At 68.0% G+C, this 24,131-nt stretch carries 18 protein-coding genes, 2 rRNA genes and 2 pseudogenes; 8 read left to right on the plus strand and 14 right to left on the minus strand.

Annotated features, from left to right (window positions below; all coding sequences use genetic code 11):
- Window positions 1-62: 62 nt before the first annotated feature.
- The 6 genes and pseudogenes from QA802_RS10395 to QA802_RS10420 form a co-directional block, all read right to left on the minus strand.
- Window positions 63-3,185, minus strand: a 23S ribosomal RNA gene (locus QA802_RS10395).
- 316 nt (window positions 3,186-3,501) lie between these two features.
- Window positions 3,502-5,027: ribosomal RNA gene (locus tag QA802_RS10400) — 16S ribosomal RNA — on the minus strand.
- Together the 16S and 23S rRNA genes form the textbook arrangement of a ribosomal RNA operon.
- Window positions 5,028-5,556: 529 nt before the next feature.
- Window positions 5,557-5,928 (minus strand): annotated as a pseudogene (locus QA802_RS10405) (DNA-3-methyladenine glycosylase); the annotation flags it as partial.
- Between the two features lie 209 nt (window positions 5,929-6,137).
- On the minus strand, window positions 6,138-6,497 hold the full coding sequence (locus tag QA802_RS10410; RefSeq protein ID WP_443042086.1) for a hypothetical protein: 360 nt from the start codon (window positions 6,495-6,497) through the stop codon (window positions 6,138-6,140).
- 96 nt (window positions 6,498-6,593) lie between these two features.
- Window positions 6,594-7,205 (minus strand): DNA-3-methyladenine glycosylase, encoded by a 612-nt coding sequence (locus QA802_RS10415; RefSeq protein ID WP_334520350.1) that lies wholly within the window; start codon window positions 7,203-7,205, stop codon window positions 6,594-6,596.
- A gap of 44 nt (window positions 7,206-7,249) precedes the next feature.
- A pseudogene (locus QA802_RS10420) lies at window positions 7,250-7,429 on the minus strand (DNA-3-methyladenine glycosylase); the annotation flags it as partial.
- A gap of 154 nt (window positions 7,430-7,583) precedes the next feature.
- Between QA802_RS10420 and QA802_RS10425 the strand changes: the two are divergent.
- From QA802_RS10425 to QA802_RS10435, 3 genes are all read left to right on the plus strand, one after another.
- Entirely contained in the window at window positions 7,584-8,366 is a 783-nt protein-coding gene (locus tag QA802_RS10425) for a sporulation protein (RefSeq protein WP_319170064.1), read from the plus strand.
- Window positions 8,367-8,408: 42 nt separating this feature from the next.
- Window positions 8,409-8,948 carry a YbhB/YbcL family Raf kinase inhibitor-like protein gene (locus tag QA802_RS10430; RefSeq protein ID WP_334520357.1) on the plus strand — a complete coding sequence of 180 codons (540 nt, stop codon included), beginning with the start codon at window positions 8,409-8,411 and terminating at the stop codon, window positions 8,946-8,948.
- A gap of 197 nt (window positions 8,949-9,145) precedes the next feature.
- On the plus strand, window positions 9,146-9,652 hold the full coding sequence (locus QA802_RS10435) for an HNH endonuclease (RefSeq protein ID WP_334520360.1): 507 nt from the start codon (window positions 9,146-9,148) through the stop codon (window positions 9,650-9,652).
- 69 nt (window positions 9,653-9,721) lie between these two features.
- Here QA802_RS10435 and QA802_RS10440 read toward each other — a convergent pair whose 3' ends face one another.
- From QA802_RS10440 to QA802_RS10450, 3 genes are all read right to left on the minus strand, one after another.
- Window positions 9,722-10,675 carry an SPFH domain-containing protein gene (locus QA802_RS10440; protein WP_334520362.1) on the minus strand — a complete coding sequence of 318 codons (954 nt, stop codon included), beginning with the start codon at window positions 10,673-10,675 and terminating at the stop codon, window positions 9,722-9,724.
- A 142-nt stretch (window positions 10,676-10,817) separates the two neighbouring features.
- Entirely contained in the window at window positions 10,818-11,249 is a 432-nt protein-coding gene (locus QA802_RS10445; protein WP_319170060.1) for an NfeD family protein, read from the minus strand.
- Between the two features lie 53 nt (window positions 11,250-11,302).
- Window positions 11,303-12,100, minus strand: coding sequence for an ABC transporter ATP-binding protein (locus QA802_RS10450; RefSeq protein ID WP_334520365.1), 798 nt, complete (start codon window positions 12,098-12,100; stop codon window positions 11,303-11,305).
- Between the two features lie 153 nt (window positions 12,101-12,253).
- Here QA802_RS10450 and QA802_RS10455 point away from each other — a divergent pair, with 153 nt between their 5' ends.
- On the plus strand, window positions 12,254-13,042 hold the full coding sequence (locus tag QA802_RS10455) for an Rv1486c family protein (protein WP_334520368.1): 789 nt from the start codon (window positions 12,254-12,256) through the stop codon (window positions 13,040-13,042).
- Window positions 13,043-13,343: 301 nt separating this feature from the next.
- Here the strand turns inward: QA802_RS10455 and QA802_RS10460 are convergent, their stop codons facing one another.
- From QA802_RS10460 to QA802_RS10475, 4 genes are all read right to left on the minus strand, one after another.
- A complete protein-coding gene (locus QA802_RS10460; protein ID WP_057582302.1) occupies window positions 13,344-13,583 on the minus strand; it encodes a chaplin in 240 nt (79 codons plus the stop codon).
- Between the two features lie 190 nt (window positions 13,584-13,773).
- Window positions 13,774-14,019, minus strand: a complete 246-nt coding sequence (locus QA802_RS10465) for a chaplin (protein WP_334520371.1) — start codon at window positions 14,017-14,019, stop codon at window positions 13,774-13,776.
- A 153-nt stretch (window positions 14,020-14,172) separates the two neighbouring features.
- A complete protein-coding gene (locus QA802_RS10470; RefSeq protein ID WP_334520374.1) occupies window positions 14,173-14,814 on the minus strand; it encodes a response regulator in 642 nt (213 codons plus the stop codon).
- The gene (locus QA802_RS10475; protein ID WP_334520377.1) at window positions 14,807-15,952 is read right to left on the minus strand and encodes a GAF domain-containing sensor histidine kinase; all 1,146 of its coding nucleotides are present in this window, start codon (window positions 15,950-15,952) and stop codon (window positions 14,807-14,809) included. The genes QA802_RS10470 and QA802_RS10475 overlap by 8 nt, the downstream gene beginning before the upstream one ends.
- Before the next feature lie 267 nt (window positions 15,953-16,219).
- Here QA802_RS10475 and QA802_RS10480 point away from each other — a divergent pair, with 267 nt between their 5' ends.
- From QA802_RS10480 to QA802_RS10490, 3 genes are all read left to right on the plus strand, one after another.
- Window positions 16,220-16,918 (plus strand): SDR family NAD(P)-dependent oxidoreductase, encoded by a 699-nt coding sequence (locus QA802_RS10480; RefSeq protein WP_334520380.1) that lies wholly within the window; start codon window positions 16,220-16,222, stop codon window positions 16,916-16,918.
- On the plus strand, window positions 16,915-18,063 hold the full coding sequence (locus QA802_RS10485; RefSeq protein ID WP_334520383.1) for an S-adenosylmethionine:tRNA ribosyltransferase-isomerase: 1,149 nt from the start codon (window positions 16,915-16,917) through the stop codon (window positions 18,061-18,063). The genes QA802_RS10480 and QA802_RS10485 overlap by 4 nt, the downstream gene beginning before the upstream one ends.
- A 333-nt stretch (window positions 18,064-18,396) precedes the next feature.
- A complete protein-coding gene (locus tag QA802_RS10490) occupies window positions 18,397-19,125 on the plus strand; it encodes a transglycosylase SLT domain-containing protein (RefSeq protein WP_334520386.1) in 729 nt (242 codons plus the stop codon).
- An 84-nt stretch (window positions 19,126-19,209) separates the two neighbouring features.
- Here QA802_RS10490 and QA802_RS10495 read toward each other — a convergent pair whose 3' ends face one another.
- Window positions 19,210-21,738: an ABC transporter ATP-binding protein/permease gene (locus tag QA802_RS10495; protein ID WP_334520389.1), complete on the minus strand. Its 2,529-nt coding sequence runs from the start codon at window positions 21,736-21,738 to the stop codon at window positions 19,210-19,212.
- A gap of 257 nt (window positions 21,739-21,995) precedes the next feature.
- Here QA802_RS10495 and QA802_RS10500 point away from each other — a divergent pair, with 257 nt between their 5' ends.
- A complete protein-coding gene (locus tag QA802_RS10500) occupies window positions 21,996-23,939 on the plus strand; it encodes a streptophobe family protein (protein ID WP_334520392.1) in 1,944 nt (647 codons plus the stop codon).
- The last annotated feature ends 192 nt before the right edge of the window (window positions 23,940-24,131 follow it).

The following is a 24,131-nucleotide window of genomic DNA, read 5'->3' on the forward strand; positions in this document are numbered from 1 at the left end:
GTTTCAAGCTCTTACCGGCAACAGTCGTTGCCTCAGAACTAACACAGTGGACGCGAGCAACTGAGGACAAGCCCTCGGCCTATTAGTACCAGTCAGCTTCACCCATTACTGGGCTTCCACATCCGGCCTATCAACCCAGTCGTCTACTGGGAGCCTTACCCCATCAAGTGGGTGGGAATACTCATCTCGAAGCAGGCTTCCCGCTTAGATGCTTTCAGCGGTTATCCCTCCCGAACGTAGCCAACCAGCCATGCCCTTGGCAGAACAACTGGCACACCAGAGGTTCGTCCGTCCCGGTCCTCTCGTACTAGGGACAGCCCTTCTCAATATTCCTGCGCGCGCAGCGGATAGGGACCGAACTGTCTCACGACGTTCTAAACCCAGCTCGCGTACCGCTTTAATGGGCGAACAGCCCAACCCTTGGGACCGACTCCAGCCCCAGGATGCGACGAGCCGACATCGAGGTGCCAAACCATCCCGTCGATATGGACTCTTGGGGAAGATCAGCCTGTTATCCCCGGGGTACCTTTTATCCGTTGAGCGACGGCGCTTCCACAAGCCACCGCCGGATCACTAGTCCCGACTTTCGTCCCTGCTCGACCCGTCGGTCTCACAGTCAAGCTCCCTTGTGCACTTACACTCAACACCTGATTGCCAACCAGGCTGAGGGAACCTTTGGGCGCCTCCGTTACTCTTTAGGAGGCAACCGCCCCAGTTAAACTACCCATCAGACACTGTCCCTGATCCGGATCACGGACCCAGGTTAGACATCCAGCACGACCAGACTGGTATTTCAACGACGACTCCACCCGAACTGGCGTCCGAGCTTCACAGTCTCCCAGCTATCCTACACAAGCCGAACCGAACACCAATATCAAACTGTAGTAAAGGTCCCGGGGTCTTTCCGTCCTGCTGCGCGAAACGAGCATCTTTACTCGTAGTGCAATTTCACCGGGCCTATGGTTGAGACAGTCGAGAAGTCGTTACGCCATTCGTGCAGGTCGGAACTTACCCGACAAGGAATTTCGCTACCTTAGGATGGTTATAGTTACCACCGCCGTTTACTGGCGCTTAAGTTCTCAGCTTCGCCACCCCGAAGAGTGACTAACCGGTCCCCTTAACGTTCCAGCACCGGGCAGGCGTCAGTCCGTATACATCGCCTTACGGCTTCGCACGGACCTGTGTTTTTAGTAAACAGTCGCTTCTCGCTGGTCTCTGCGGCCACCCCCAGCTCGAGGAGCAAGTCCTCTCACCAAGCGTGGCCCCCCTTCTCCCGAAGTTACGGGGGCATTTTGCCGAGTTCCTTAACCATAGTTCACCCGAACGCCTCGGTATTCTCTACCTGACCACCTGAGTCGGTTTAGGGTACGGGCCGCCATGAAACTCGCTAGAGGCTTTTCTCGACAGCATAGGATCATCCACTTCGCCACAATCGGCTCGGCATCAGGTCTCAGACTATATGGTGTGCGGATTTGCCTACACACCGTCCTACACCCTTACCCCGGGACAACCACCGCCCGGGATGGACTACCTTCCTGCGTCACCCCATCACTCACCTACTACAAGTCTGGTCCGTCGGCTCCACCACTTTCCATTCCCCGAAGGGTCCGGAACGGCTTCACGGACTTAGCATCGCCTGGTTCGATGTTTGACGCTTCACAGCGGGTACCGGAATATCAACCGGTTATCCATCGACTACGCCTGTCGGCCTCGCCTTAGGTCCCGACTTACCCTGGGCAGATCAGCTTGACCCAGGAACCCTTAGTCAATCGGCGCACACGTTTCTCACGTGTGTATCGCTACTCATGCCTGCATTCTCACTCGTGAACCGTCCACAACTACCTTCCGGTGCTGCTTCACCCGGCACACGACGCTCCCCTACCCATCACAGCGGGCGTTGGCCCTCATGCTGCAATGACACGACTTCGGCGGTACGCTTGAGCCCCGCTACATTGTCGGCGCGGAATCACTAGACCAGTGAGCTATTACGCACTCTTTCAAGGGTGGCTGCTTCTAAGCCAACCTCCTGGTTGTCTCTGCGACTCCACATCCTTTCCCACTTAGCGTACGCTTAGGGGCCTTAGTCGATGCTCTGGGCTGTTTCCCTCTCGACCATGGAGCTTATCCCCCACAGTCTCACTGCCGCGCTCTCACTTACCGGCATTCGGAGTTTGGCTAAGGTCAGTAACCCGGTAGGGCCCATCGCCTATCCAGTGCTCTACCTCCGGCAAGAAACACACGACGCTGCACCTAAATGCATTTCGGGGAGAACCAGCTATCACGGAGTTTGATTGGCCTTTCACCCCTAACCACAGGTCATCCCCCAGGTTTTCAACCCTGGTGGGTTCGGTCCTCCACGAAGTCTTACCTCCGCTTCAACCTGCCCATGGCTAGATCACTCCGCTTCGGGTCTTGAGCGTGCTACTGAAACGCCCTGTTCGGACTCGCTTTCGCTACGGCTACCCCACTCGGGTTAACCTCGCAACACACCGCAAACTCGCAGGCTCATTCTTCAAAAGGCACGCAGTCACGAGACGCCAAGCAAGCTTGACGTCCGACGCTCCCACGGCTTGTAGGCACACGGTTTCAGGTACTATTTCACTCCGCTCCCGCGGTACTTTTCACCATTCCCTCACGGTACTATCCGCTATCGGTCACCAGGGAATATTTAGGCTTAGCGGGTGGTCCCGCCAGATTCACACGGGATTTCTCGTGCCCCGTGCTACTTGGGTGTCTCTCAAACGAGCCGTTGATGTTTCGACTACGGGGGTCTTACCCTCTACGCCGGACCTTTCGCATGTCCTTCGCCTACATCAACGGTTTCTGACTCGCCTCACAGCCGGCAGACTGTGAAAGAGAGATCCCACAACCCCGTATGCGCAACCCCTGCCGGGTCTCACACGCATACGGTTTGGCCTCATCCGGTTTCGCTCGCCACTACTCCCGGAATCACGGTTGTTTTCTCTTCCTGCGGGTACTGAGATGTTTCACTTCCCCGCGTTCCCTCCACATACCCTATGTGTTCAGGTATGGGTGACAGCCCATGACGACTGCCGGGTTTCCCCATTCGGAAACCCCCGGATCAAAGCCTGGTTGACGGCTCCCCGGGGACTATCGTGGCCTCCCACGTCCTTCATCGGTTCCTGGTGCCAAGGCATCCACCGTGCGCCCTTAAAAACTTGGCCACAGATGCTCGCGTCCACTGTGCAGTTCTCAAACAACGACCAGCCACCCATCACCCCCAACCTGAGCTGGAGTTCACTGGGGCCGGCATCAGAAGGACGACCTTGACGGCCATACCCTCAGACACCCAACAGCGTGCCCGGCACCCCCGCCACTCGTGATCAGCTTTCCACGCTCCGAAGAGCAGTACTTACAGCCCGAGATGACTGAGAATGCCGAATAATCAACGTTCCACCCATGAGCAACCAGCATCGGACGTTCGCCGATGAACTGGCCTCTGACCTCACCCCTAAGGGATCGGTGAGAAGTGCTCCTTAGAAAGGAGGTGATCCAGCCGCACCTTCCGGTACGGCTACCTTGTTACGACTTCGTCCCAATCGCCAGTCCCACCTTCGACAGCTCCCTCCCACAAGGGGTTGGGCCACCGGCTTCGGGTGTTACCGACTTTCGTGACGTGACGGGCGGTGTGTACAAGGCCCGGGAACGTATTCACCGCAGCAATGCTGATCTGCGATTACTAGCAACTCCGACTTCATGGGGTCGAGTTGCAGACCCCAATCCGAACTGAGACCGGCTTTTTGAGATTCGCTCCACCTCACGGTTTCGCAGCTCTTTGTACCGGCCATTGTAGCACGTGTGCAGCCCAAGACATAAGGGGCATGATGACTTGACGTCGTCCCCACCTTCCTCCGAGTTGACCCCGGCAGTCTCCTGTGAGTCCCCATCACCCCGAAGGGCATGCTGGCAACACAGAACAAGGGTTGCGCTCGTTGCGGGACTTAACCCAACATCTCACGACACGAGCTGACGACAGCCATGCACCACCTGTACACCGACCACAAGGGGGCGACCATCTCTGGCCGTTTCCGGTGTATGTCAAGCCTTGGTAAGGTTCTTCGCGTTGCGTCGAATTAAGCCACATGCTCCGCTGCTTGTGCGGGCCCCCGTCAATTCCTTTGAGTTTTAGCCTTGCGGCCGTACTCCCCAGGCGGGGAACTTAATGCGTTAGCTGCGGCACCGACGACGTGGAATGTCGCCAACACCTAGTTCCCACCGTTTACGGCGTGGACTACCAGGGTATCTAATCCTGTTCGCTCCCCACGCTTTCGCTCCTCAGCGTCAGTAATGGCCCAGAGATCCGCCTTCGCCACCGGTGTTCCTCCTGATATCTGCGCATTTCACCGCTACACCAGGAATTCCGATCTCCCCTACCACACTCTAGTCTGCCCGTATCGAATGCAGACCCGGGGTTAAGCCCCGGGCTTTCACATCCGACGCGACAGACCGCCTACGAGCTCTTTACGCCCAATAATTCCGGACAACGCTTGCGCCCTACGTATTACCGCGGCTGCTGGCACGTAGTTAGCCGGCGCTTCTTCTGCAGGTACCGTCACTTTCGCTTCTTCCCTGCTGAAAGAGGTTTACAACCCGAAGGCCGTCATCCCTCACGCGGCGTCGCTGCATCAGGCTTTCGCCCATTGTGCAATATTCCCCACTGCTGCCTCCCGTAGGAGTCTGGGCCGTGTCTCAGTCCCAGTGTGGCCGGTCGCCCTCTCAGGCCGGCTACCCGTCGTCGCCTTGGTGAGCCGTTACCTCACCAACAAGCTGATAGGCCGCGGGCTCATCCTTCACCGCCGGAGCTTTCAACCCCCACCCATGCGAGTGGAAGTGGTATCCGGTATTAGACCCCGTTTCCAGGGCTTGTCCCAGAGTGAAGGGCAGATTGCCCACGTGTTACTCACCCGTTCGCCACTAATCCCCACCGAAGTGGTTCATCGTTCGACTTGCATGTGTTAAGCACGCCGCCAGCGTTCGTCCTGAGCCAGGATCAAACTCTCCGTGAATGTTTTCCCGTGATCGGGATCGCACACACGAGAGCGGAACGTCGAGCGGAATAAGCCCGGCGTTCACAACGTCCTCGCTGTGTTTGTTTCAAAGGAACCTCATCCTCGGCTATCACTGCCGGGGACGGGGTATCAACATATCTGGCGTTGATTTTTGGCACGCTGTTGAGTTCTCAAGGAACGGACGCTTCCTTCGTACTCACCCTCTCGGGCTTTCCTCCGGGCAGTTTCCCTTCGGTCTTGCGTTTCCGACTCTATCAGACCGTTTCCGATCCGATTCCCTGTCGGTGGGATATGCGTCAAGGCTTTGGGATTTCGCCCTGCGGCCTTTCGACATTCACTACGCTAGCCGATTCCCTCCGCAACTCATAATCGAGTTCCGCAGGGTTCGAATTCAGACATGCAGGCATGCCGAATGCGCTCCCGCCGAGGGATGTTGTAGGTAGTGGGTTGGCCGCTTCCGGCTGCAGGCGATCGCCGTACCCGGTTCAAGCGGCTCGGGCCACGTTACGCTCCGGCCAACAGCGAGTCAACTCGCGCGACACTTGGGGGCATGGGCCCGATTCGGGCTCACCGTCGGGTCGTCAGCTGCCCGGCGGCGCCGGGCGTGTACGGCTCCGTCGCCGGAGAATCCGGTGTGCGGACCGTTGCGTACCTGGTCGGAGGGGATGGATGCGCCGGCCAGGATCCGTACGGGGTGTCCCGGGCGGCGCAGGTGTCCGTCCCGTCGAGTGCTCGGTCCATGCCCAGGGCAGTGGCCAGGCGGCAGGGCCTTTGGCCAGTTCCATGTCATTTCGGGCCGAAAGTCGATGTTTATGCGCCCTTCGGCACCCTCGACGATCTCCCCGGCACGGAGCAGGACGGCACTCGCCCTGCCCTACGGACCCACGAGGTTCATGCAGTGCGTTCTGACAGAGCAGGCGGTTCGCCAGCCGGTCGTCTCCCCCATTGCCGCCGGCCGAGCTGATGAACCGGCCGCCCTCCTCGTCCTGCCTCCCGAACGTTCAGATCGGAGTGATCCCTTCAGGCGTACCTGAAGGAGTTCGCCGAATACGGGGCATACCGCTCAGCCATGCCGAAAAAGGTTACCCACCGCCCGCTGGCGCGGCTCTACTCGGCGGACTCCGGTCCGTGACGCAGCAGCCGCCCAGCGAGCAGCACCGTGCAGCCCCCGACGGTCAGCAGTCCACCAGCGAGGAAGGTACCCCGCACGTCGGCCAGCGGCAGGATCAGTCCCCCGAGCGCGGCGCCTCCTGCGATACCGGCGTTGTAAGCACCGGAGTTCGCCGCGAGTGCGATATCCGTGCGGCCCGGTGCGCAACGCACGCCCATCAGCACCAGGAACACCACCGCCGCCACCGGATCGGTGCCCGTCGCGTACCGGCCCAGCATGCCCGCCGCCTGCGTGGCTACGGCACCGGTCAGCGCAGCCTGCGGAAAGCGGTCCAGCAGGGCCCCGGTGATACTCACCCCGGCCAGACACGCAGCTCCGAAGGCCACGAATCAGGGCGTTGACCGTGCTCGGAGAGAACCCGCTCACGTCTTCGAGGAACTAGCGGCTCGGACTCAGGCTCCGGTGGGCGGTTTGGCTCGTGGGCTCAGTCGGTACGCCGAGACTGTTGGATCACCGGCGAGGTAGAAGCGGTGCTGCCAGTCGTGGGCTCTGCTCACGCCTACCCGAGGGCCGACCCGGATGAGTGCGGCGGGTGCCGGCTCGCCTTCGGACAGTACGACCGAGGTGCCCGCCAGCAGGTCTGTGCCGTTGTGCTCTGCCGTGATGCCGAGCGCCTGGCAGAAGTTCCCCGGACCCCGTGCAAGGCGTGGGCTCTCGACCTTCGCCCCTCGCCGCTTGCGTGCCAGGTCTTCCCCTTCGATGACCCTGCCTGCCCGAATGAGGACGGCCGAGGCGATGCCGTCCGTCCCGGTGACGATGTTGGCACACCAGTGGAGACCGTGGGACCGGTAGACATACAGGTGTCCTGCGGGTCCGAACATGACGGCGTTACGGGGTGTCCGGCCTCGGTAGGCATGCGAAGCCGGGTCGGCCGTACCGGAGTACGCCTCGGTCTCCGTGATGGCGATGCTCACGGTTCCCTCGGGGGTCTCGCGGGTGAGGACGCTCCCGAGCAGCTTGGGTGCGACCTCTTCAGCGGGATGGGAGAGGAGGTCGACGTTCATACCGACTGCCTTGACATGCCGAATGCCGTAGGTGAAGTAGAGGGGCCGCGATAGGTGTGGGAGCCGGGGGCGTCGTAGGCCTCGATCTCTGTGCGGCGCAGGGTGATCGGGTCGTCGGGGGTCGTGCGGACCAGGAGCCGGCCGAGGAGATCGGGCGCCGCCTCCAGGACAGGGCGGTCGAAGAAGGTCCTGGGCAGGGGCGTACGGTCGGGGGTCGCGATCATGCCCTCCGAGCGTAGTGCAGACCGGTGGGTGCGTCGGGGTGGTCAGCGGTCACTCTGCTTGCCAGGGTGAGGAACGCGGAACCGGCCTCGTCCGGATCGCGTTTGTAGGGATCGAGGGATCCCGTTCGAAGAAGGTCGTACCAGAGGGAGAGTCATGGCGTTCAAGAAGCTGCTCGCGAGTCTGGGGGCCGGCGGGGCTTCGGTCGAGACCGTGCTGACCGAGGTCAACGTCGTTCCGGGCGGTGTGGTCCAGGGCGAGGTGCGGATCCAGGGCGGGTCCGTCAACCAGCAGATCGAGGGGCTGTCCGTCGGGCTGCAGGCCAAGGTCGAGGTCGAGAGCGGGGACCAGGAGTACAAGCAGGACATCGAGTTCACCAAGCAGCAGCTCGGCGGCGCGTTCGAGCTCCAGGCCGGCGCGGTGCACGCGGTGCCGTTCGGGCTGGAGATCCCGTGGGAGACGCCGATCACGATGATCGACGGGCAGGCGCTGCGCGGGATGAACATCGGTGTGACGACCGAGCTGGCGATCGCGCGGGCCGTGGACTCCGGTGACCTGGACCCGGTCAACGTGCACCCGCTCCCGGCGCAGAAGGCCATCCTGGACGCCTTCGTACAGCTGGGCTTCCGGTTCAAGAACGCGGACATGGAGCGCGGGCACATCCGGGGCACGCGGCAGAAGCTGCCGTTCTACCAGGAGATCGAGTTCTTCCCGCCGTCGCAGTACCGGGGGCTGAACCAGGTCGAGCTGAGCTTCGTGGCCGACGAGCACACGATGGACGTCGTCCTGGAGATGGACAAGAAGCCCGGGCTGTTCAGCGAGAGCAGTGACACCTTCCGTTCGTTCCAGGTGGGTCTGCAGGACCACCACGGGACGGACTGGGCGGCGTACCTCAACCAGTGGCTGTCCGAGGTCGGCAGCAGGCGCAACTGGTTCTAGGCTCAGAACCGCATACGCCAGAACCGTTCAGGAGGTACCGAGGTGACCGAGCTCAAGAGGCGGCCGCTCCCCCATGACTTCCATCCTCCCGTGCCGTCGTTCACGGTGACGAGTGAGGACGTCGGGGAAGGGGCCACGCTCAAGGCCGACCAGGTCCACGCGAAGGGCAACACCTCGCCGCATCTGCGGTGGGAGGGTTTCCCGTCCGGGACCAAGAGCTTCGCCGTGACCTGCTTCGACCCCGACGCCCCGACGGGCAGCGGGTTCTGGCACTGGGTCGTGTTCGACATCCCGGCCTCGGTGACCGAGCTGCCGGCGGGTGCGGGCAGCGGCACGTTCGAAGGGCTGCCGGAGAGTGCGGTGCAGGTGCGCAACGACTACGGCGGCAAGGACTTCGGCGGTGCCGCCCCGCCCCCAGGGGACGGACCGCACCGGTACGTCTTCACGGTGTACGCGGTGGACCAGGAGAAGCTCGGTCCGGACGCGGAGGTCTCCCCGGCCGTCGTGGGCTTCAACCTGCGGTTCCACACGCTTGCCCGTGCCCAGCTGATCGGTGAGTACGAAGATCCCACGGAGGGATGATTCAGCTCATCGTTCATGGAACGTTTGCCCGCCCCTGGTCTTGGAAGTGATCAGGGGCGGGCATTTTTGTTGCCGGGGGTCGCGGGGGTCACCTCCCGTGGAGCAGCAGATATTGCGTTGTCCATCTCGGCGTGCCCGGCCAGAGTTGGTCCCAGCCTGCCAAGGGGTGGGCCGGTGCACACAGGAGGTGGGCTGGTATGCGGGACACGCTGGTACTGAACGCGAGCTTCGAGCCGCTGTCGACGGTGACGTTGAACCGGGCCGTCGTTCTGGTGCTTCAGGACAAGGCCGTCGTCGAGCAGGCCCACCCCGAGCTGCGGATGCGCGGCGCCGAGGTCGACATCCCGGTGCCCCGGGTGATCAGACTGTGCAGGTACGTACGGGTGCCGTTCCGAAGACAAGCGCCGTGGTCGAGGCGCGGTGTGCTGATCAGGGACCGCCACCGGTGCGCGTACTGCGGTCGTCGGGCGACGACCGTGGACCACGTGGTGCCGCGGGCGCAGGGTGGCCAGGACGGGTGGCTGAACACGGTCGCCTCGTGCGCGGAGGACAACCACCGCAAGGCGGACCGGACTCCGGAGCAGGCGCAGATGCCGTTGCTGCGGCAGCCGTTCGAGCCGACTCCGGCGGACGCCATGCTGTTGGCGCTGGGGCAGGACGACCTGGCCGCGCTGCCGGAGTGGCTGACGCTGGACGCCGCATAGTCCGTCTCCATACGTGATCGGGGCCCGCCTTCTGTCGGAAGGCGGGCCCCGGTCATGTCTGCGGTCAGGTCAGTCCAGGGACGGCTTCTCGCGGCGTTCGTTGCCGCCGCCGTTGTTGCCGGAGTTGTTGCCGCCCGAACCGCCCCCGAACGGGCCGAAGTTGCCCATGGCGCCGGACAGTCCCTTCAGGGCGTCGCCGATCTCGCTGGGCACGATCCACAGCTTGTTGGCGTCGCCTTCGGCGATCTTCGGGAGCATCTGGAGGTACTGGTACGAGAGCAGCTTCTGGTCCGGGTCGCCGGCGTGGATCGCCTCGAAGACTGTGCGCACGGCCTGTGCTTCGCCCTCGGCGCGCAGGGCGGCGGCCTTGGCCTCGCCTTCGGCGCGCAGGATCTGGGACTGCTTCTCACCCTCGGCGGTGAGGATGGCCGCCTGGCGGGTGCCCTCGGCGGTGAGGATCGCGGCGCGCTTGTCACGGTCGGCGCGCATCTGCTTCTCCATCGAGTCCTGGATGGAGGTCGGGGGCTCGATGGCCTTGAGTTCCACGCGGTTGACGCGGATGCCCCACTTGCCGGTCGCCTCGTCGAGGACGCCGCGAAGGGCCGCGTTGATCTCCTCGCGGGAGGTCAGGGTCCGCTCGAGGTCCATGCCGCCGATGATGTTGCGGAGCGTGGTGACGGTGAGCTGCTCGATCGCCTGGATATAGCTGGCGACTTCGTACGTCGCTGCCCGGGCGTCGGTCACCTGGTAATAGATGACGGTGTCGATGTTCACGACCAGGTTGTCCTGGGTGATCACCGGCTGCGGCGGGAACGGGACCACCTGTTCGCGCAGGTCGATGCGGTTGCGGATGGTGTCGATGAACGGGACGACGATGTTGAGGCCCGCGTTGAGCGTGCGCGTGTAGCGGCCGAAGCGCTCCACGATTGCGGCGCTGGCCTGTGGGATGACTTGGATCGTCTTGATCAGGGCGATGAAGACCAACACCACCAGAATGACCAGGACGATGATGACCGGTTCCATCGCGGCTCCCCGTACCTTTCTCCGCCTCGGCGCTTTCGGAAGATCTTATGCCTGTTGAAGATCTTGCTGGTCGAGTCTGACAGACCGTCGTGCGGCCCGCGAGGTGTTCGGTTCACTTACGTCGTACGGGAGTTGTGCAAGGTCAGATGACGATCGCGGTGGCTCCCTCGATCTCCACGACGTCGACCTCCTGCCCCACGTCGTAGGCGCGCTCGGTGTCCAGCGCGCGGGCCGACCAGATCTCTCCGGCGAGTTTGATGCGGCCGCCCGAGCCGTCGACGCGTTCCAGCACGACGGCCTGCTTGCCCTTCAGGGCGTCGACGCCGGTGGCGAGTTGGGGACGTTGTCGGTCGTGCCGCATCGCGATGGGCCGTACGACGGCGATCAGGGCGACGGAGACGACGATGAAGACGAGTACCTGTGCCACGGCGCCGAAACCGAGGCCCGCGGCGATCGCGGCGGCCACGGCGCCGACCGCGAGCATGCCGAACTCGGGCATCGCGGTCACCACCAGCGGAATGCCCAGGGCTGCCGCGCCGACGAGCCACCACACCCACGCGTCGATGTCGTTCACACGGTCATGGTAGGGCCGTAGGTCCCGCCGGGGACAGGGCGCGAAGGGGGCGGTCAGGACAGCGGAAGGCCCTGCGCGGTCCAGCGGTCGCCGACCTGTTCCACGACGAGCGGGAGGCCGAAGCAGAGGGAGAGGTTGCGGGAGGTGAGCTCGAGCTCGACCGGGCCCGCGGCGAGGACCTTGCCCTGGCGGATCATGAGGACGTGGGTGAAGCCGGGGGCGATCTCCTCGACGTGGTGCGTGACCATGATCATCGAGGGGGCGACGGGGTCGCGGGCGAGGCGGCCGAGGCGGCGGACGAGGTCCTCGCGCCCGCCGAGGTCGAGGCCGGCGGCCGGCTCGTCGAGGAGCAGCAGTTCGGGGTCGGTCATCAGGGCGCGGGCGATGAGGGTGCGCTTGCGCTCGCCTTCGGAGAGGGTGCCGAACTTCCGGTCGAGGTAGTCGCTCATGCCGAGGCGGTCGAGGAAGGCGCGGGCGCGCTGCTCGTCGACGTCCTCGTACTCCTCCTGCCAGCCGGCCGTCATGCCGTAGGCGGCGGTCAGGACCGTCTGCAGGACGGTCTGCCGCTTGGGGAGCTTGTCGGCGAGGGCGATGCCCGCCATGCCGACGCGCGGGCGCAGTTCGAATACGTCGGTGCCGGGCCTGCCGAGGGGTTCACCGAGGACGGAAACGTCGCCGGAGCTCGGGAAGAGGTAGGTGGAGGCGATGTTCAGGAGGGTCGTCTTGCCGGCTCCGTTGGGGCCGAGGATGACCCAGCGCTCGCCCTCCTTGACCGACCAGGACACCTGGTCCACCAGAGCCCGGCCCTCACGGACCACGGATACGTCCTGAAGCTCCAGAACATCGCTCATGAGCGCGTTGTCTCCCCTTGCAGTGTGGCCGGTCGTCTGTCGCGGGCGCCTGTGGCTCGGACCGCCGCGCATGGGTGGGCGCGGCCCCTCCGGGAAAATCTACGCCACCGGTCGGGCGGCCCGTTCCATCGGTCCGGTCCTTAGGGTGGGGGGATGCTTTCGGAACCGCGCTCTGGTCGCCTTGCCGCTTGGGGAAATGCCCTGTTGGCCGGATTCGTCTCGCCGGACGACGCCGTCCTCGCCGTCGTCGGGGAGGACGCCGTGCATCGGGTGGAGGGGCTGCCCGGCGAGACGGCGCCGGTCGGGCTCACGCTGGCCCTGGGCCGGCTGCGGACGCTTGGGGTCACCGGGCTGCGGGTGGCACTGCCCGTGCCGGGCCATCCGCTGGGGCTGAGCGGGCCGCCGGAGTTCAACGCGCGGGCGCTGGAGGCGGAGGAGGCGGTGGTCGGTCACGGGGCCGGGTACGGGCTGGTGCCCGAGGTGTACGAGGCCGGGCCCGAGGGTGATGTACATGTCGAGGTGGTGTGGCACTGCCTGCCGGTGCGGGAGGCGCCGCCGGCCGACGTGCCGTCGTTGGGTGAGGCGGAGCGGGAGCTGGCGGAGGCGTTGCGGGACGCCGCGGCGGTGCTGTCGCGGCTGGACGTGGCCGGGTCGGGGCCGGTCGCGGAGGCGGCGATCGACGCGTACCGGGCGCGGGCCGAGCGTGGGCGAGAAGTGCTGGCGCCGGGGTATCCGCCGCGGGCGGTGCGGGTGCTGGAGCTGGCGCAGCGGGTGGGGCTGCTGGTGTCTCTGGCGTATGAGAGGGGGCCGGGGGGCGCGGTCACCTCCGGTGAGATGGCGGCGCGGGCGGAGGCGTTGCGGCCGGTGGAGCGGACGTCTCGGCGGGCTCTGGTCGCCGCGTACAACTCCGTTGTGGAGGAGCGGGAGCGGGGGGTGCGGTGAGGGGCGTCTTTGACCGGTTGCCGCTCCTTGGTGTGGGCGTCCGGGGGCTGTGCCCCCATGCCCCCCTTCGGCCCTGAAGGGGCCTCGTCCTCAAACGCCGGACGGGCTGATTTCACCGACCGGGGTGCAGGATGTACGGGGACCGTGCCCCGCCCCCTTCGGCCCTGAACGGGCCTCGTCCTCAAACGCCGGACGGGCTGATTTCACCGACCGGGGTGCAGGATGTACGGGGGCTGTGCCTGCGCGGAGGGCCCACCCGTCGTCGTTGACGGGTGGGCCCTGCGCGGGTGTGGCTGCGAACTCAGTCGTTGAAGCAGGTGTTGCCGAACGCCGGGTTCAGGGCGCCGATCACGTTGATCGTGTTGCCGCAGAGGTTGATCGGGACGTGCACCGGCACCTGGACGAGGTTGCCCGAGATGACGCCCGGCGACTTCACGGCCGCGCCCTCGGCACCCGCGTCGGCGACGGCGGCACCGGCCGAGGCTCCCGCGGCGATACCGGCGACGGTGAGGGCCACGGCGGCCTTCTTGGCGATGTTCATGGAAAGCGTTCCTCCTGGTTGCGTGTCCGACCCGGCCGCGGGTCGTGCGCTGCCCAACGCGGCAGCTCCCGGGACGGTGCGGGGCGGGCCGGGAAGACACCTCGTTCGGATGATTCGAGCGACAAACAGACCGGTCTTCCCCGGTGGGCGCCAGGGGTGGCCGGAGGTCACCGCGGGGTGGGCAGGGGTCTCAGTGGTTGAGGCCCAGGTTGCCGAAGGCCGGGTTGAGTACGCCGACGACGTTGACGCTGTCGCCGACGACGTTGACCGGGACCTGCACCGGGGCCTGGACGAGGTTGCCCGAGACGACGCCCGGCGAGCCCGTGGCCGCGCCGAGGGCGGTGGCGCCGTCAGCGGCGGAGGCCATGCCGGCGCCGGCGGCCATCAGCCCGCCGGCCACCATCGTCACGGCCGCTGCCTTCTTCAGGTTCTTCACTTCTGAGCCTCCTGGTGATCGCCACGGCAGTCGCCGCGGCACGCACGGGAGAACGGCGGAGATCCACACGGGGATGCGCCGTCCGGGGGACATTCCCACGACGGTATGAATCTCGGATCGGAAGTTAACCCTCCGTATCGCCTTCCCGGGGCGTCAGCCGGCCGCTCCGTGGCGTACGGCCCACAGCGCCGCCTGGGTGCGGTCCGCGAGGTCGAGCTTCATCAAGATGTTGGAGACGTGCGTCTTGACGGTCTTCTCGGAGAGGACCAGTGCGCGGGCGATCTCCCGGTTGGAGCGGCCGTCCGCGATCAGGCCGAGCACCTCGCGTTCGCGTTCGGTGAGCGATCCACCCCTCCCCTGGCCCGAGCCGCTCTCCTCCTGGGAGAGGAGAGCGTCGGCCACCTCCGGCTGGAGCAGGATGTGGCCGGCGTGCACCGAGCGGATGGCGCCGGCCAGGGCCTCGGGGTCCACGTCCTTGTAGACGTAGCCGGCGGCGCCCGCGCGCAGGGCCGGGACCACCGTGCGCCGTTCGGTGAAGCTGGTGACGATCAGCACACGCGCGGGGTTGTCCAGATCGCGGAGCTTGCGCAGGGCCTCGACGCCGTCCATCCCGGGCATCTTGACGTCCATCAGGACGACGTCGGGTCGCAGCTCCTCGGCGAGGGCTACTCCGTCCGCGCCGTCGGCGGCCTCACCGACGACCTCTATGTCGTCCTGCACCTCCAGGAAGGTGCGCAGGCCCCGGCGGACGACCTGGTGGTCGTCGACGAGGAGCACCTTGATTGCGTCAGCCACCGGGAGCCTCCATCTCGATCGTGGTGCCCTCGCCGGGCGCCGATACCACCGTGAGCGTGCCGCCGACCCCGCTCGCGCGGTCGCGCATGGACACCAGTCCGAGATGGCGGCCCGCCCGGCGGACCGTCTTCGGGTCGAAGCCGCCGCCGTCGTCGGTGACGCGCAGGACCGTGTCCGGGCCGCGCTTGCTGAGGGTCACGTCGACGTGCTTCGCACCGGAGTGGCGAAGGGCGTTGTGCAGGGCCTCCTGGGCGACCCTCAGCAGCGCCTCCTCCTGGGCCGCGGGCAGGGCGCGGACACCGTGGCCGGCGAACGTCACGCGCGCGGAGTGGGCGCGGTCGAGGACCTGGATCTGGGTGCGCAGGGTGGCGAGCAGACCGTCCTCGTCGAGGGCGGCGGGGCGCAGTTCCACCACGGCGGCGCGCAGCTCGTCGGCGGCCTCGGCGGCGAGTGCGGCGACCTGGTGGAGCTCGCCCTTCGCGCGCGCGGGGTCGCGGTCGACGAGGGCCGCGGCGGCCTGGGCCGTCAGCCGCAGGGAGAACAGCTTCTGGCTGACCGCGTCGTGCAGCTCGTGGGCCAGCCGGGAGCGCTCCTCGGCGATGGTCAGTTCGCGGCTGCGTTCGTACAGGCGGGCGTTGGTCAGGGCGATCGCGGCGTGCTGGGCGAGGATCGAGAGCAGCTCCTCGTCGTCCTTTGTGAAGCCGCAGCCGCCGTCGGGCTTCGGGCAGTTCTTGTTGGCCAGGAACAGGGCGCCGATGACCTCGTCGCCGTCGCGGATGGGCAGGCCCAGGAAGTCGGACATGTCGGGGTGGGCGGAGGGCCAGCCCTCGAAGCGCGGGTCCTTGCGGACGTCGGCGAGGCGCTCGGGGCGGGCCTCGCGCAGCATGGCAGCCAGGATGCCGTGCTGGCGGGGCAGCGGGCCGATGGCCTTCCACTGCTCGTCGCTGACGCCGTCGACGACGAACTGGGCGAAGCCCCCGTGGTCGTCGGGGACGCCGAGGGCCGCGTACTGGGCGTCGAGGAGCTCGCGGGCGGAGGCCACGATAGTCCTGAGGACGTCGCGTACCTCGCCGTGCCTGCTCATGGCCAGCAGCGCGGTGCTCACGGCCGCGAGACCGGACCTGGGGCCTTGACTCATGTCCTCACGGTACCGGCGGGGTCCGACAGTGCGGATCGGACCTGTGACGGCCGCGGGGCGGGGCGGGAGACCTAGGGCGGAGGTCCCCGGTACGGCGGCCGAGGGCCGAGGTCCTCGGTCGAGTGGCCCAGGCCCGAAGGCCGGGTGGGCGGGCGTACGTCGAAGGGACCCGCGCGGCTGCGTCCCGGGTCCGACGCGGGCGCGGCCGGCCCGTTCCTACGGTGGGGTCACCGCCGAGCCGGGCGGTCGGACGAGGGGACGGTTGTCATGCCGGTAGCGATCATCACGGGGGCGTCCAAGGGGCTGGGGCGGGCGCTGGCGGAGGCGCTGGCCGCGCGGGGCTGGGATCTGGTGCTGGACGCCCGGACGGCGGAGGTGCTGGAGAAGACGGCGGCGGCCGTGGCGTCGTACGGGACGCGGGTCGAGGCGCTCACGGGGGACGTCACGGATCCGGGGCACCGGGCGGAGCTGGTGGCGGCCGCCGGGCGGCTCGGCGGCTGCGACCTGCTGGTGAACAACGCGAGCGCGCTGGGGGCCGAGCCGCTGGTGCGGCTGGAGGCGCTGCCTCTGGACGGGCTGCGGCGGGCGCTGGAGGTGAACGTGGTGGCGGCGCTGGGACTGGTGCAGGAGGCCCTGCCGCTGCTGCGCGCCGCGCCGGTCGGCGCGGTGATCACCGTCAGCTCGGACGCGGCGGCCGAGGCGTACGGGACGTGGGGCGGGTACGGGGCGTCCAAGGCGGCTCTGGACCAGGTCGCGGCGGTGCTGGGGGTGGAGGAGCCGGGGATCGCGGTGTGGGCGGTGGATCCCGGGGACATGGCGACGGACCTGTACGAGGCCGCCGTGCCGGACGACCGTGATCCGCGGCCGGATCCGGCCGGGGTGGCGCCGGCCTTCGTGCGGCTGCTGGACGAGCGGCCCCCGAGCGGGCGGTACGGTGCGTCGGCACTCCTGGGGGGACGGCGATGAGGCCGGCGGCGGGCGTCGCCCCGTACGAGCACGTCCGGGGGTGGGGGCGGGTGCCCGAGGAGCTGTCGGCGCGGGTGCCGGCCGAGCAGCGTGGGCCGGGGCGCGGCCGGGACGACGTACGGCTGCTGGTGTCGCGCGGGACGGAGGTGGCGCATCACGCGTTCCGGGAGCTGCCGGGTGTGCTGCGGGCCGGGGACCTGCTCGTGGTGAACACCTCAAGGACGCTGGCGGCGGCGGTGGACGGGCGGATCGGTCACGCGCGCGTGGTGGTGCATCTCTCCACGCGCGGGGACGACGGACGGTGGGCGGTCGAGCTGCGGGATCCGGACGGGTCCGGCACGACACGCGCGCGTGCGGGAGGACCGGCGGGGGCGGAGGTCCGGGTGCCGGGGGGTGTGCGGCTGACGTTGGAGGAGCCGCTCGGCCCGGGCGGCGGGCGGTTGTGGTGGGCGCGGGTGTCGCCGGGCGGGTCGTCGGTGCCAGGGCTGCTGCGGGAGCACGGGCGGCCCATCCGTTACGCCTATACGGAGCGGGACCAGCCGCTGTCCGCCTACCAGACGGTGTTCGCGCTGCCCTCGCCGGACGGGGCGGGCAGCGCGGAGATGCCGAGCGCGGCGCGGCCCTTCACGGCGGGGCTGGTGGCGGAGCTGGTGAGCCGGGGCGTGCAGTTCGCGCCGGTCGTCCTGCACACGGGGGTGTCGTCGGCGGAGGCGCACGAGCCGCCGTATCCGGAGCGGTTCGCGGTGCCGCAGGCGTCGGCGCGGCTCGTCAACGCGGTGCGGACCGGGGGCGGGCGGGTGATCGCGGTGGGGACGACCGCCGTGCGTGCGGTGGAGTCGGCGGCCGGGGCGGACGGGGTCGTCCGCGCGCGTGCGGGGTGGACGGATCTGGTCGTCACTCCCGAGCGCGGGGTGCGGGCGGTGGACGGGCTGCTGACCGGGCTGCACGAGCCGCAGGCCTCGCATCTGCTGATGCTGGAGGCGGTGGCGGGCTCTGCGGCGCTCGACCGCGGCTACGACGCGGCGCTGCGCGGGCTCTACCTGTGGCACGAGTTCGGGGACGTGCACCTCGTGCTGCCCGCGGAGGGCGGCGCCCCGGAGAGGGCGGCCCTGAGCCCTGAGCGGCGCACTGCCGGAGAGCGCTGACACAGGGCATTGCTTCGGCAACTAACTGTGAGAACGATCTACGTGCCATGTGAGCCCGCACATAGGGCCCACATCACGTACTAGGGGCATTAGGAGACAAAGAGGCACCCGATGAACGGGGCAGATGGTTCCATCTGTCCCGTTTTGCCCTTCCCTGCTCCACTATCGAGGATCGTAGGTCACACCTTTGCCTGGGCATTTTGCGGCCGCTAAGAATTGCTCTCGTCGCTCAGCGCCGTGGGTTCGCCCCGCGACGCTCGTGCCTCAAGCACCCGCTGTCCGGCCGTCGGACGAAGAGAGCGACCTCCGCGCTATTCGAAGAGGTCCTTCCGCATGCTCAAGAACACTCACAAGATCGCGATCGCCGGTGCTGCCACGCTCGGTGCAGCCGCCCTCGCCTTCTCCGTGGTGCCGGCCGACGCGCAGACGACCACTACGGACGCCGTCTCCTCGGCCCGGGTCGCCTACAGCACCAGGCCCGTGCAGGACGTCAAGGCCGACGTGACCGACCAGCTGGCCGCCAAGAGCGCGAAGGCCGACGCCATCGCCGCGGCCAAGAAGAAGGCCGCCGCGGCCGAGGCAGCCAAGAAGAAGGCGGCGGCGAAGGCCGCGGCCGCCAAGAAGAAGGCTGCCGCCGCCGCGGCCGCCAAGCGCAAGGCCGCCGCCGCGCACAAGGCCAAGGAGGCCGCGAGCCGGTCCGCGAAGCGTGCCGCGATCAAGAAGGCGTCCGTCAAGCGGTACGCCAACAACCTCGACGGCTGGATCAAGCACTCCCTGGACATCATGAAGGCCAAGGGCATACCGGGCTCCTACGAGGGCCTGCACCGCAACATCATCCGGGAGTCCTCCGGTAACCCGAACGCCATCAACAACTGGGACATCAACGCCATCAACGGCATCCCGTCCAAGGGGCTGCTCCAGGTGATCCCGCCGACCTTCAAGGCGTACCACGTCGCCGGCACGTCGTGGAACATCTACGACCCGGTCGCCAACATCACCGCCGCCGCGAACTACGCGGCCGACAAGTACGGCTCGATGGACAACGTCGACAGCGCGTACTGAGACCCCCGCACGCCGAAGGGCGGCACCCCCGACGCAGGGGTGCCGCCCTTCGGCGTGTACGCGCACCGAACCGGTGCGGGAGACCTACTTGCGCATGACCTCGGGCTCGTGGCGGCGCAGGAAGCGGGCCACGAAGAAGCCGCAGATCACGCCGAGGACGACGAGCGCGATCATGTCCAGGCTCCAGGCGCCCACGGTGTGCTCCCACAGCGGGTCCGCCCCGCCGCCGTCCTTGGGCGGGCTGATCTTGTTGAAGTCCAGCGTGGCGCCCGCGGCGGCGACGGCCCAGCGCGACGGCATCAGGTACGAGAACTCGTTGACGCCGACCGCGCCGTTCAGGGCGAACAGGCAGCCGGTGAAGACGACCTGGATGATCGCGAACATCACCAGCAGCGGCATGGTCTTCTCGGCCGTCTTCACCAGCGACGAGATGACCAGCCCGAACATCATCGACGTGAAGCCCAGCGCCATGATCGGGATGGAGAGCTCGAACATGGTGGCGGTGCCGAGGACCAGGCCCTCCTTCGGGATCTCCCGGCTCGCGAAGCCGATGACGCCGACCATCAGGCCCTGGAGCAGGGTGACCACGCCGAGCACGAACACCTTGGACATCAGGTACGCGGAGCGGGACAGGCCGGTGGCACGTTCCCGCTCGTAGATGACCCGTTCCTTGATGAGTTCGCGGACCGAGTTGGCCGCGCCCGCGAAGCAGGCACCGACCGCGAGGATCAGCAGAACGGTGGTGGCCGTGCCGTTGGGGATGATCCGGCCCGTCTTCGGGTTGGCCGGGTTGGGCAGCAGGCTGTTGCCGGAGTCGATGAGCAGGCTCACCGCGCCGAGAACCGCCGGCAGGATCACCGTCAGGGCCAGGAAGCCCTTGTCGGAGGCGATCACCGAGGCGTAGCGGCGCACCAGGGTGACGAACTGGGACATCCAGCCCTGCGGCTTCGGCGGCTTCATCGCCTGCATCGGCGGCATCTGTACGGACTGCGGCGCGATGGCGTCGATGTCCGCGGCGTACATCTGGTAGTGCTGCGAGCCCTTCCAGCGGCCCGCCCAGTCGTAGTCGCGGTAGTTCTCGAAGGCGGAGAAGACGTCGGCCCATGTGTCGTAGCCGAAGAAGTTCAGCGCCTCCTCCGGCGGGCCGAAGTAGGCGACCGCACCGCCCGGGGCCATCACGAGCAGCTTGTCGCAGATCGCGAGTTCGGCCACCGAGTGCGTGACGACGAGGACCGTACGGCCGTCGTCGGCGAGGCCGCGCAGCAGTTGCATGACGTCGCGGTCCATGCCCGGGTCGAGGCCGGAGGTCGGCTCGTCCAGGAAGATCAGCGACGGCTTGGTGAGCAGCTCCAGGGCCACCGAGACGCGCTTGCGCTGGCCGCCGGAGAGGGAGGTGACCTTCTTCTCCTTGTGGATGTCCAGCTTCAGCTCGCGCAGCACCTCGTCGATGCGGGACTCGCGTTCGGCGGGCGTGGTGTCGGCCGGGAAGCGGAGCTTGGCCGCGTACTTGAGGGCCTTCTTGACGGTCAGCTCCTTGTGCAGGATGTCGTCCTGCGGGACCAGACCGATGCGCTGGCGCAGCTCGGCGAACTGCTTGTAGAGGTTGCGGTTGTCGTAGAGGACGTCGCCCTGGTTGGCGGGCCGGTAGCCGGTCAGCGCCTTGAGCAGCGTCGACTTGCCGGATCCGGACGGTCCGATGACCGCGATCAGCGACTTCTCCGGGACGCCGAAGGAGACGTCCTTGAGAATCTGCTTGCCGCCGTCGACCGTGACGGTCAGGTGGCGGGCGGAGAAAGAGACCTCACCGGTGTCGACGAACTCCTCGAGCCGGTCGCCGACGATCCGGAACGTCGAGTGGCCGACGCCGACGACATCCGCCGGGCCGAGCTGTACCGAGCCGCCCTTCGGGATCGGCTGGCCGTTGACGTAGGTGCCGTTGTGCGAGCCGAGGTCGCGGATCTCCATCCGGCCGTCGGGCGTCGAGTGGAACTCGGCGTGGTGACGCGAGACCTGCAGGTCGGAGACGACCAGTTCGTTCTCCAGCGCACGGCCGATGCGCATCACCCGGCCGAGGGAGAACTGGTGGAAGGTGGTCGGGCTGCGGTCGCCGTAGACCGGCGGCGCCCCCGCGCCTCCACCGGGCACGCTCTGCGCGTACGGGTCACCCGCGCCCTGCTGCTGCGGGACGTGCGCCGCCTGATGCTGCTGCGGCGGCGGCCAGTCGGCCTGCCCGGCCTGCGGCTGCGGCGCGGCCTGCTGGGCCCAGCCCGGGTTCGCGGCCTGCGCCGCGTACGGCTGCTGGGGCTGCGCGGCGGGCGCCTGCGCTCCCGAGAGGTTCAGCCGCGGCCCGTCGGTCGCGTTGCCAAGATGCAGCGCCGAGCCGGGACCGACCTCCAGTTGGTGGATCCGCTGCCCCTGCGCGAACGTGCCGTTGGTGCTGCCGTGGTCCTCGACGACCCAACTGCGGCCGTTGAAGCTGACCGTGGCGTGACGCCAGGAGACCCTGGCGTCCTCCAGGACGATGTCCCCCTGCGGATCACGTCCGAGGGTGTAAGACCTGGACGGATCGAGCGTCCAGGTGTGTCCGTTCAATTCCAGTACGAGTTCCGGCACTCCAGCCCCACTGAGTTGTCCCCCGAGTAGCCCCATCAACGGGGAGTCTAGGGATGTCGAACATCGGGGGGAACTATTTCAGTAGCGGCCCCCTGACCGAAAGTCGGGCCTTGTGAAGAGCCTGCGGGGGCGCATCGGCCGTTGACGTTGACGGGGTTGAAAACGGGCCGGAGAGTGGTAAACGCACGCGAGGGGGACGGAAGCGGCGATCTTCGCCGCCCCGCGCTGCGGATCGGGGGGTCTGCATGGGTTCCGGCATGGATGTCGACGGCCGCGGGCAAGCGGTGGGCGCCCGGGGCGTGCCGTGGCTGGACGTGCTGCCGGCCGCGATCGCCGCGGTGAGCTGGGCGTTGATCGGGATGGCAGGCACGGCGGCGCTCGGACTGCATCTGCTGGAGGCGGACGCCGCCGGGTCGTTGGGCCCGATGACGGCCGCGGTCGTGGTGCTGGGCGCCGGCGGCTCGGTGACTCCGTCGGGTGACGTGTCCGCTTTCGGTCTGACCGGCGCGCAGACGGCCACGGCTATCGAGATCACGCCATTGGGGGTGAGCCTGGTGGGCGCGCTGCTGCTGTCGTGGTGTTTCCTGCGGTCGCTGCGCACGGCCGGAGCGGTGATCGCCCCGGCCGAACTCCTCGCGCGTGTGGGCTCGGTGGTCGCGCTCTACGTGGCGATGCTCGGCGGACTCGCCTGGGCTGGGCACGACGTCATCACGCTCGACGGGGGCTCGCTCGGCGTGGACGACCTTCCCGGCGGCGGAGGCCGGAGCGGGAGCGGGGGTGGCGGCCTCGAGATTCCGGGGCTCGGGGACATCGGCGGCCTGCTGCCGGACCGGCTCGGCGATCTGGTCGACGCTCGGGCCGCGGTCGGTTTCAGCGTGGACACGGTACCGACGCTGCTCGGCGGTCTCGGGTGGTCGCTCGGCATCCTGCTGATCGCTCTGCTGGCCTCGCGACGGACGCCGTTGCCGCGGGGCTGGGAGGCGGTGCACCGGGTGGTCCGACCGGCGACGTCGGCCGTCGTCACCGTGCTGTCGGTGTCCGTGGCGGCCGGGTTCACCGCGGCGGCTTACGCGGCGATCGGCGACGACCATCCCCGGCGGATCGCGGGAGCGGCGCTGCTCGGCGCGCCGAACGGGGTCTGGCTGGGCGTCCCGCTCGGCCTGTCGGTCCCCTGGGACGGCCGGGCCACGGGCGCGTTGACGAACCTGCTCCCGAACCCTCTGGACGACCTCCTGCGCGTCGGCGCCGAGCAGCCGGTGACCCTGAGTCGCCTCGCGGAACTGGACGGACGGGTGTGGCTGCTGGGGGTGGCGACGGCCTTGATGATGCAGCTGGCGGGGGTGTTGACGGCCGTGCGGACGCCGGTGGGGGCAGGGGGGCCGGTGAGTGGCGTGGCGGAGGCCGGCTCGGGTGTGGCGGTGGGGGTGGGGCAGGTCGGCGTCGGCGGGTTCGTGGGGCGCTGTGCCGTGCGGCTGGGGGTCGTGACGGCCCTGGCGTTGCTTCTGCTCGTCCGGTTGACGGAGGTGTCCGTGAACGCCTCGCTCTCCGTGCTGGGGTTCGACGCCTTCGGGGCCGGTGTCCAGCTGCACGGGCGGCCCGTAACCGCATTGCTGCTGGGCGGTGCGTGGGGGGCGGGGGCGGGCGCCGCCGGTGCGCTGCTGGCCCGGCTCACCGGGGCGGCGGGACGGTGGGCGGCGGAGTCGGCACGGGGTGACGCGGGGCGCATGCCTCCGACGGCGCACCGGGCCGGCCCGGGCCTTGGGTCGGCGGGGGACGCGGGTGATCCGGCCGGACCGTACGCGCCGAGCGTGCCGTACCGGCCGCCGAACCCGGCGACCAACCCCTACCTGCGCGTTCCGGAGGAGCTGAGGGGTCCGGAGGAGCTGACGAAGCCGAGAGGGCCGAGGGAGCCGGAGGACGCGCGTCCGGGGCCGGGGGTCGCCCAGGGGAGCGGGACCGCGCCGTCGAGGCCGCACGAGAGTTCCCGGCGGGACGAACCACCTCCGGGTCCGGACGATGACGTATACGGCGCCCCGACCGTCGTCCGCCCCCTCGGGCCGGCGCCCCGCTCACCCCGACAGCCGCCCGGCCCGCGCCCGGGCCCGAGCAGGGGTGAGCGCCCGCCGACGGGACCGGAGGAGGGCCCGCCGCCACCCCCTCCGCCGCCCCGGGGGCCGAGGACACCGCGGGGACCCCGGTGAGGAAGGGCCCGCCCGCGGAGGCGTACGGGCGGGCGGGGCCGCAGTCAGAGCGAGGCGACCCGAGCCTGGGCGGCCGGGACACGGCGGGCCGAGACCTCGGCGGGCGGCGGAGGGCGAGCGGCCCCTCGGCGGGCGGAGATTCGGCGACCGGCGCGGTGGGCGTCGTCCAAGGGACGCGGGCCGTTCGTTGTC

The organism is Streptomyces sp. B21-105 (assembly GCF_036898465.1).
Taxonomy (GTDB): Bacteria; Actinomycetota; Actinomycetes; order Streptomycetales; family Streptomycetaceae; genus Streptomyces.

What these genes read in the sequence shown, in the direction of transcription:
- QA802_RS10415 (WP_334520350.1), bottom strand. Translation starts at nt 7,205, where the DNA reads ATGAACGTCGACCTCCTCTCCCATCCCGCTGAAGAGGTCGCACCCAAG.
- QA802_RS10425 (WP_319170064.1), top strand. Translation starts at nt 7,584, where the DNA reads ATGGCGTTCAAGAAGCTGCTCGCGAGTCTGGGGGCCGGCGGGGCTTCG.
- QA802_RS10435 (WP_334520360.1), top strand. Translation starts at nt 9,146, where the DNA reads ATGCGGGACACGCTGGTACTGAACGCGAGCTTCGAGCCGCTGTCGACG.
- QA802_RS10440 (WP_334520362.1), bottom strand. Translation starts at nt 10,675, where the DNA reads ATGGAACCGGTCATCATCGTCCTGGTCATTCTGGTGGTGTTGGTCTTC.
- QA802_RS10450 (WP_334520365.1), bottom strand. Translation starts at nt 12,100, where the DNA reads ATGAGCGATGTTCTGGAGCTTCAGGACGTATCCGTGGTCCGTGAGGGC.
- QA802_RS10455 (WP_334520368.1), top strand. Translation starts at nt 12,254, where the DNA reads ATGCTTTCGGAACCGCGCTCTGGTCGCCTTGCCGCTTGGGGAAATGCC.
- QA802_RS10460 (WP_057582302.1), bottom strand. Translation starts at nt 13,583, where the DNA reads ATGAACATCGCCAAGAAGGCCGCCGTGGCCCTCACCGTCGCCGGTATC.
- QA802_RS10475 (WP_334520377.1), bottom strand. Translation starts at nt 15,952, where the DNA reads ATGAGTCAAGGCCCCAGGTCCGGTCTCGCGGCCGTGAGCACCGCGCTG.
- QA802_RS10480 (WP_334520380.1), top strand. Translation starts at nt 16,220, where the DNA reads ATGCCGGTAGCGATCATCACGGGGGCGTCCAAGGGGCTGGGGCGGGCG.
- QA802_RS10485 (WP_334520383.1), top strand. Translation starts at nt 16,915, where the DNA reads ATGAGGCCGGCGGCGGGCGTCGCCCCGTACGAGCACGTCCGGGGGTGG.
- QA802_RS10490 (WP_334520386.1), top strand. Translation starts at nt 18,397, where the DNA reads ATGCTCAAGAACACTCACAAGATCGCGATCGCCGGTGCTGCCACGCTC.
- QA802_RS10500 (WP_334520392.1), top strand. Translation starts at nt 21,996, where the DNA reads ATGGATGTCGACGGCCGCGGGCAAGCGGTGGGCGCCCGGGGCGTGCCG.